We start from the raw sequence: 7844 nt of genomic DNA, 5'->3' as shown, positions 1-7844 counted from the left end.
GTTGTTCCCGGTCAGTGGAGGCGCATTATAGGGAGTTCTCGGCGGGCCGCAACCCCTAATTGCAAAAAACTTTTCAAACGCGGATTTTTTCGGCAAAACGCTGGCCAAACCCGCGTTTTTGTCACTTTTCGTACTGGATCTGGCTAAATTCCTGGGCGAAACGATCGACCTGCTGCCAATCTGTGTACTCCACTTCCTTACTGGTATCCGTTTCACCGCCCGTCATACGCATAATAAATTGAATCATGATGCGGTCGAACCAACGATAGCGCGGATAACGCAATGCGCCGGCAAACACCGCGCACTGTTTTGGCTGCCACGGCGAGGCCAACAGGAACTTGCGGGTATAGGCGTTGGTTTGCGGCGAACGCTTTTCCGGTTTACGCGCGGTCAGGTTCACCGCGAAGAACGCGCTCGGCATCCTATTCAGCTGTTCGGCATGGCGCTTAACGAATTTATCCAGTACCGGGTTAAAGTGCCCGTAGCGGATGGAGGCGCCGATCATCACCTGCTGATACTGGCTAAGGTCGACCTGTTCCGCCTGCAGCAGATCGATCACCTCACAGCGCAGCGTGTCCTGCAACTTGCTTGCTATATAAGAAGCGATAGCACGTGTTTGCCCGTCACGGCTCGAATAAAGTATCAATGCCTTCATGGCGTACTCCTTATATCAGGCTCACTCACGCCAGAAGGTTGGCGTGAACAGCACCAGCAATGTAAACACTTCCAGACGCCCGAACAGCATCGTCACCACCAGGATCCACTTGGCTGCCGCCGGCATCGTGGTGAAGTTATCCGCCACCACGCCCAGGCCGGGGCCAAGGTTATTGAGCGTTGCCGTCACTGCGGCGAACGCGGAAAAGTCGTCGACACCGGTGGCAATGATCGCCAGCATGCTGACGATAAACACCAGCGCGTAGGCGGAGAAGAATCCCCATACCGCTTCCAGAATGCGTTCCGGCAGCGCGCGGTTGCCCAGTTTGATGGTATAGACCGCATTGGGGTGCACCAGCCTCTTCAACTCGCGCGAGCCCTGCAGGTATAGCAGCAGAATACGGATCACCTTCAGGCCGCCGCCGGTCGAGCCGGCGCAGCCGCCGATGAACGCCGAACACAGCAACAACATCGGTAAGAACAGCGGCCATTTGGCGATGCTGTCGGTCGTAAAACCGGCCGTGGTCGCCATCGAGACCACCTGGAAAAACGCCTGATTGAGCGTTTCCATACCGCTCTTGTACACGCCATGCCCCCAAAGCACCAACGTACACACCACCACCAGCGTCAGCTGAACGAAGATAAACATGCGGAATTCAGGATCGCGCCCATACACCTTCAGACTGCGGCCGCTCAGCAAAGCGAAGTGCAGGCCATAGTTACAGCCGGAAATCAGCAGGAACACGGCGATGATGGTGTTGATGGTCGGACTGGCGTAATAACCGATACTGGCGTCGTGGGTAGAAAAACCGCCGATGGCGATAGTCGAGAAACTGTGGCCGATGGCATCGAACACCGACATCCCGGCACCCCATAGCGCCAGCGCGCAGGCCACGGTCAGCAATACATAGATTAGCCACAGAGTTTTGGCGGTTTCGGCAATGCGCGGACGCATCTTGTTATCTTTCAGCGGCCCGGGCATTTCCGCCCGATACAGCTGCATGCCGCCGACGCCGAGTATCGGCAGTATCGCTACCGCCAACACGATGATCCCCATACCGCCCATCCATTGCAGCATTTGGCGATAAAACAGAATGGCCTTCGGCAGCGAGTCCAGCCCCACCAGCGTCGTCGCGCCGGTAGTCGTCAATCCCGAGAAGGATTCAAAGAAGGCGTCGGTCAGCGACAAGTTGGGCCGTTCCGAAAACAGGAACGGCAATGCCCCTACGCTGCCCAGCACGGTCCAGAACAATACGACGATCAGGAAGCCTTCGCGCGGCTTCAGCTCGTGTTTCTGTTTGCGGTTCGGCCACCACAGCATCAGGCCGATGGTCAGTGCCACGAAGAAGGTTTGGCTGAACGCGCGCCCCGCCCCATCGCGGTAAATCAATGCCACCAAGCCGGGAATAAACATCGTCCCGGAGAACAGGATGACCAGCAGACCAACGATACGGGTTATGGCGCGAAAATGCATTTCAGCACGATCCTTAGCAATTCAATTGGGAGGAATTATTGCGAAATGGGGGTTAATTGCAAATTACCGCGACTGAGATCACGCAATTTATTCCCAAACAGATCGACCTCGGTGGCCGGCAACGCCAGATGCAGCACGACGGCGGCGCCGTATTCGCCCTGCAGGATCCGACCTGCGGTTTGCTGCAGCAAGTTCTCCACCAACGCCAACTGCGCATAGTCGCACTGCAAGATATATTCGGCTTCCGGCACCTTTTGTACCAATGCCAACTGCTTCAACGCCTGTTGCACACCGTTGCCATAGGCTTTCACCAGCCCGCCGGTGCCTAATTTGACGCCGCCGTAGTAACGGACAACCACGGCGGTCACTTCGCCGATACCGCTGCCCATCAGCTGCGCGAGGATCGGTTTGCCGGCGGTGCCCGACGGTTCGCCGTCGTCGGAGAACCCCAACTGCTGCGAGTCATCGGGACTACCGGCGACGAAGGCCCAGCAGTGGTGCCGCGCCGCCGGGTGCTCATCCCGTACCTGCTGAATAAACGTCTTTGCCGCTTCTACCCCGCTGGTCGGCGCCAGCAGGGTGATAAAACGGCTCTTCTTTATCTCTTCGGTAAAGCAGGTTGCTTCCGCCGGTATCGGGTACGGCCGCATCAGGCCAGGTTCAGATCGCGCGTCATGTTCTCGATGCGCTTTTCGTGGATCACGATGTTGTCTTCGATACGGATGCCGCCATACGGCTTCAGCGCATCGATGCGATCCCAGGCGAAGTGCTGCTTGAACTCACCGCTGCGCCACGGCGCCAACAGAGAGTCGATAAAGTACAGACCCGGTTCGATGGTCAACACCATGCCCGGCTGCAACACGCGGGTACACCGCAGGAACGGATACTTGGACGGCGCCGCCAGATGGGTGCCTTGCTCATCCTGCATAAAGCCGGCGGCGTCGTGCACCTGCAGGCCCAGCGGGTGACCCAACCCGTGCGGCAGGAACGGCGTGGTGATGCCCGTTTCAACCATCGCCTCTTCGCTAAGGCCGTCCACCAGCTTGTGATTCTTGAGCAGCTTGGCGATGCGCTGGTGCATCTGCACATGATAGTCGGTATAGCGCACGCCGGTCTTGATGGTGTCGATCAACGCCAGTTGTTCACTATTGAGATCTTTCACCAGGTGGGCGAACTCGCTGCCGCTTTGCGCTGCATAGGTGCGGGTCAGATCGGCGGCGTAGCCGTTATATTCCGCACCGGCGTCGATCAGGAAACTCAGTGACTCGGCCGGCGGCTGGTGATCCAGTTTGGTGTAGTGCAGCACCGAAGCGTGTTCGTTCAGCGCCACGATGTTGTCGTAAGGCACGTCGGTATCGCGGTGGCCGGTCGCCGTCAGGTAGGCCAGGTTGATGTCGAACTCGCTCATGCCGGAGAGGAAGGCCTCATGCGCCGCGCGATGGCCGGTTACCGCCGTCTTCTGCGCTTCGCGCATGCAGGCCAGCTCGTAACCGGTTTTGATCGAACGGTGGAAATCCAGGTAGTTCAACACCGCTTTCGGATTGATGTTCTCAGAAGGGATGCCGAGATCGCGGGCGCGCTGTTGCGCATAACCGATATAGCCGACGCGCTCACGCTGAGGCGGAAGCTGCTGCGCAATAGCGTCAGCGTTGGCCAGCGGCATCAATTCAAGGGATTTGGTCCAGAAACTGTTCGGCAGCGGCTCTACGCTATGCCAATAGTCAACCGGAGAGTAGAACCACAGCTTCGGCTTATTGACGCCGTCGATCCACAACCAGCAGTTCGGCACCGACGTCACCGGCACCCAGGCTTTGAAATGCGCATTCACTTTGAACGGATAGCTATGGTCGTCCAAAAATACCTTTTGCAGTTCCCCGGAGTGAATCAGCAGCGCATCCAACTTGTTGCGTTCAAGCACTTCGCGCGCGCGTTTTTGCAGCTCTGCCAGGTGGTCGTTATACAAAGAAGCCAGCGTTTCCATCACAATACCCTTATGCCTTAGCACGAAAGAAGCCATCTTAACACAGCGCTCCGGCGCACCAACCTCATCGCGTTGGGCATGCGGAGCAGCTCGCAATTCCCTGCAAATGCCGTTACATCCGCAGTTTAACCATCAGCCAGCCGGCCAGACCGAGCAGCGCTATCGCCAGCGCCCACAGGCCATGGTGCTCCAACAACACCGCGCCGGCTGCGGCGACGCCCGCCAGACACTGCTGCAGAAAACCGCACAGCGCCATCGCATAGGCGCCGTACTCTTTGGCGTCGCTGACCGCCATCGCCATGCTGTTGGGAAACAGCACCGCCTGGCCAAAAATAGTCAGGCAATACAGCGCGATGAACACCGCCATGCCGGAAAGGCCGGCCAGGACGCCGCTCCACCACAGCAGCAGGATCGCTGCCGTCGCCAGAGCCACGATGCCGCTGCCGGTTTGCATCAGCTTTTTCCCGCCGACACGCGCCACCGTGCGGTTCACCGTCAACGCGCCGCTAAAGTAGGCGATGCCGATCACCAATCCCAACGCGCCGAACGCCGTGACGTTGAGACCAAAACCTTGCTGCATGACGAACGGGCTCACCTCCTGCAACGTCACCGTGGTGGCGAAGCCCAGCCCGCCAACGCAGGCCGGCCAAAAGAACCCCGGCCGCCGCAGGATGGCGAAGTAGGTGGCCGCCATCGCCGGACGTGGCCCGCGTGCCCGCCCCGCCTCCAGCGGCAGCGTCGCCATCAGCGCCAGAACGGTCAATCCGGTGGCGCCCATCAAGACGAAGCCCATCTGCCAGTGCGAATATTGGCTGAGTAGGCCGCCGATAAACTGCCCCCCGCCCAGCGCGGTGATGAAAGCGATGGAGAGCACCGACAGACGGCGCGCCAGCTCATCACCGCTCCAGTTATCCCGCACGATGATACGCGCAATGATCGCCGCACCGCCGGCGCCGACGCCCTGCAGAGCGCGCAGGGTCAGCAGCTCGGCGCCGTTGCTGCACAGCGCCAACAGCCCGCTGCAGCCAATGAAGAGAAACAGGGAAAGCGTCAGCGGCGCTCGACGGCCAAAGCGATCGGCCGCCGCGCCCCAGAACAGCACCGGCAACGCAGCGCCGATGACGAAGATTGAAATGGACAACTCGGTGGCTCGCCGGCTCATCGTCAACTCCCGCATCACCGTCGGCAGCGAAGGCAGGTACACGGTCGTCGCCATTTGTGCCATGAACACCAACAGACACGCCAGCGTCATGGTTCTGGCGGGAATGCTCCATAAGCCGCTGCGTTTGACACAAGCCGCCTTATTCATGCGTAACCTCGTCTGAATGATCAATCGCTGCGAGCAAGTGTATGAGGGCCGACCAACTCCAGCAAATGCCGATAGCACATAAAATATAACTTCGTTCTAAATCAAAACACTAACTTGGTGAGATGTGATCCGACCAGCAAATATGCAATCTCTTATTTGCATATTATTAACATAAAAACCACACTCCTCTTCATCTGGTCATACCAGATCATACGCTGATTCAGGAGATAGACATGCTCTACCAAGGCGAAACATTACAACTGCACTGGCTCGATAACGGCATCGCCGAGCTGGTGTTCAATGCACCAGGCTCGGTCAACAAGCTGGATACCCGCACCGTCGCCAGCCTGGGCGAAGCGCTCACCGTGCTGGAAAACCAGCCTGCGCTGAAGGGGCTGTTGCTGCGCTCCACCAAAGCCGCGTTTATCGTCGGCGCCGATATCACCGAATTCCTTTCTCTGTTCGCCGCGCCGGCCGAAAAGCTGCAAGAGTGGCTGGTGTTCGCCAACAACGTCTTTAACCGGCTGGAAGATTTGCCGGTGCCGACCATTTCGGCCATTAACGGCTATGCGCTCGGCGGCGGTTGCGAATGCATTCTGGCGACCGATTTCCGCGTCGCCTCACCGGACGCGCGTATCGGCCTGCCGGAAACCAAATTGGGCATCATGCCGGGCTTCGGCGGTTCCGTCCGCCTGCCGCGCCTGCTGGGTAACGACAGCGCGCTGGAAATCATCGCCGCCGGCAAAGACGTCAGCGCCAAAGACGCGTTGAAAGTCGGCCTGGTCGATGCGGTAGTGGCGCCGGAAAAACTGGCCGAAGCGGCGCTCAAAATGCTGCAGCAGGCGATCGACGGCAAACTGGACTGGCGCGCCGCGCGTCAACCGAAGCTGGAGCCGCTGAAACTCAGCCCGATCGAAGCGGCGATGAGCTTCACCACCGCCAAAGGCATGGTGCTGCAGACCGCCGGCAAACATTACCCGGCGCCGATGACCGCAGTGAAGACCATTGAAGCCGCCGCCAAGCTGGGCCGCGATGAAGCGCTGAAACTGGAAACCGCCAGCTTCGTGCCGTTGGCGCGTTCCAACGAAGCGCGCGCGCTGGTCGGCATCTTCCTTAACGACCAGTTCGTGAAGGGCCAGGCGAAAAAGCTGGCCAAGAATGTGGATGCGCCGAAACAGGCGGCGGTGCTGGGCGCCGGCATCATGGGCGGCGGCATCGCCTACCAATCGGCGCTGAAAGGCGTGCCGGTGATCATGAAAGACATCAGCGACAAGTCGCTGACGCTGGGCATGAGCGAAGCGGCCAAGCTGCTCAACAAGCAGCTGGAACGCGGCAAGCTGGATGGCCTGAAAATGGCGCAGGTGCTGTCGACCATTCAGCCGACGCTGGACTACGCTGGCATCGAGCGCGCGCAGGTGATCGTCGAAGCGGTGGTGGAGAATCCGAAGGTGAAAGCCGCCGTGCTGTCGGAAGTGGAAGGCCTGATCGGTGAAGACACTGTTCTGGCGTCGAACACCTCGACCATTCCGATTAATCACCTGGCAAAATCGCTGAAGCGCCCGCAAAACTTCTGCGGCATGCACTTCTTTAACCCGGTGCACCGCATGCCGCTGGTCGAGATCATCCGCGGCGAACAGACCAGCGACGACACCATCGCCAAAGTGGTGGCCTACGCCAGCCGCATGGGCAAAACGCCGATCGTGGTGAACGACTGCCCGGGCTTCTTCGTCAACCGCGTGCTGTTCCCGTATTTCGCCGGTTTCAGCCTGCTGCTGCGCGACGGCGCCGACTTCCGTCAGATCGATAAAGTGATGGAGAAACAGTTCGGCTGGCCGATGGGCCCGGCCTACCTGCTCGACGTCGTGGGCATCGATACCGCGCACCACGCGCAGGCGGTGATGGCCGCCGGCTTCCCGGATCGCATGAGCAAAGACTACCGCGACGCCATTGACGTGATGTTCGACAGCCAGCGCTTCGGTCAGAAAAACCAACTGGGCTTCTACCGTTACAGCCAGGACAACAAAGGCAAGCCGCGCAAGGACAACGACGAACAGACCGATGCGCTGCTGGCCGAAGTGAGCCAACCGCGCCAGACCATCAGCGACGAAGAAATCATCGCGCGCATGATGATCCCGATGATCAACGAGGTGGTTCGCTGCCTGGAAGAGAAGATCGTCGCCAGCCCGGCGGAAGCCGATATGGCGCTGGTCTACGGCATCGGCTTCCCTCCGTTCCACGGCGGCGCGTTCCGCTACCTGGATACGCTTGGCACCGCCAACTACGTTGAGCTGGCCCAGCGTTACGCACACCTCGGCGCGCTGTATCAGGTGCCGGCCGGTCTGCGCGCCAAGGCCGAGCACAATGAAAGCTACTACCCGGTGGCGACACCGCTGTCCGACGTCGCTACCCGCCAACCGGCATGAGGT

General features: G+C 59.5%; 6 protein-coding genes. 1 reads left to right on the top strand and 5 read right to left on the bottom strand.

The features are described from left to right. Window positions 1-121: 121 nt before the first annotated feature. The 5 genes from hemG to ACRAWE_RS21995 all read right to left on the bottom strand — a co-directional run bounded on the left by hemG (window position 122) and on the right by ACRAWE_RS21995 (window position 5418). Complete coding sequence (gene hemG, locus ACRAWE_RS22015) at window positions 122-655, bottom strand: menaquinone-dependent protoporphyrinogen IX dehydrogenase (protein WP_004934493.1); 534 nt, start codon at window positions 653-655, stop codon at window positions 122-124. 21 nt (window positions 656-676) lie between these two features. Next, window positions 677-2128: a Trk system potassium transporter TrkH gene (gene trkH, locus ACRAWE_RS22010; RefSeq protein ID WP_004934492.1), complete on the bottom strand. Its 1452-nt coding sequence runs from the start codon at window positions 2126-2128 to the stop codon at window positions 677-679. A 35-nt stretch (window positions 2129-2163) separates the two neighbouring features. Further along, window positions 2164-2778: an IMPACT family protein gene (locus ACRAWE_RS22005; protein ID WP_019455275.1), complete on the bottom strand. Its 615-nt coding sequence runs from the start codon at window positions 2776-2778 to the stop codon at window positions 2164-2166. After that, on the bottom strand, window positions 2778-4109 hold the full coding sequence (gene pepQ / locus ACRAWE_RS22000; protein WP_432525886.1) for a Xaa-Pro dipeptidase: 1332 nt from the start codon (window positions 4107-4109) through the stop codon (window positions 2778-2780). The genes ACRAWE_RS22005 and pepQ overlap by 1 nt, the downstream gene beginning before the upstream one ends. Window positions 4110-4221: 112 nt before the next feature. After that, on the bottom strand, window positions 4222-5418 hold the full coding sequence (locus tag ACRAWE_RS21995) for an MFS transporter (RefSeq protein WP_432525885.1): 1197 nt from the start codon (window positions 5416-5418) through the stop codon (window positions 4222-4224). 233 nt (window positions 5419-5651) lie between these two features. On the opposite strand from ACRAWE_RS21995, the gene fadB reads away from it, so the two are divergent. After that, complete coding sequence (gene fadB, locus ACRAWE_RS21990) at window positions 5652-7841, top strand: fatty acid oxidation complex subunit alpha FadB (RefSeq protein ID WP_019455278.1); 2190 nt, start codon at window positions 5652-5654, stop codon at window positions 7839-7841. The last annotated feature ends 3 nt before the right edge of the window (window positions 7842-7844 follow it).

Source organism: Serratia sp. BFP-2025 (assembly GCF_050880365.1).
In the GTDB taxonomy this organism is placed as follows: domain Bacteria; phylum Pseudomonadota; class Gammaproteobacteria; order Enterobacterales; family Enterobacteriaceae; genus Serratia; species Serratia surfactantfaciens.
This window is presented reverse-complemented; position numbering and strand designations above follow the sequence as displayed.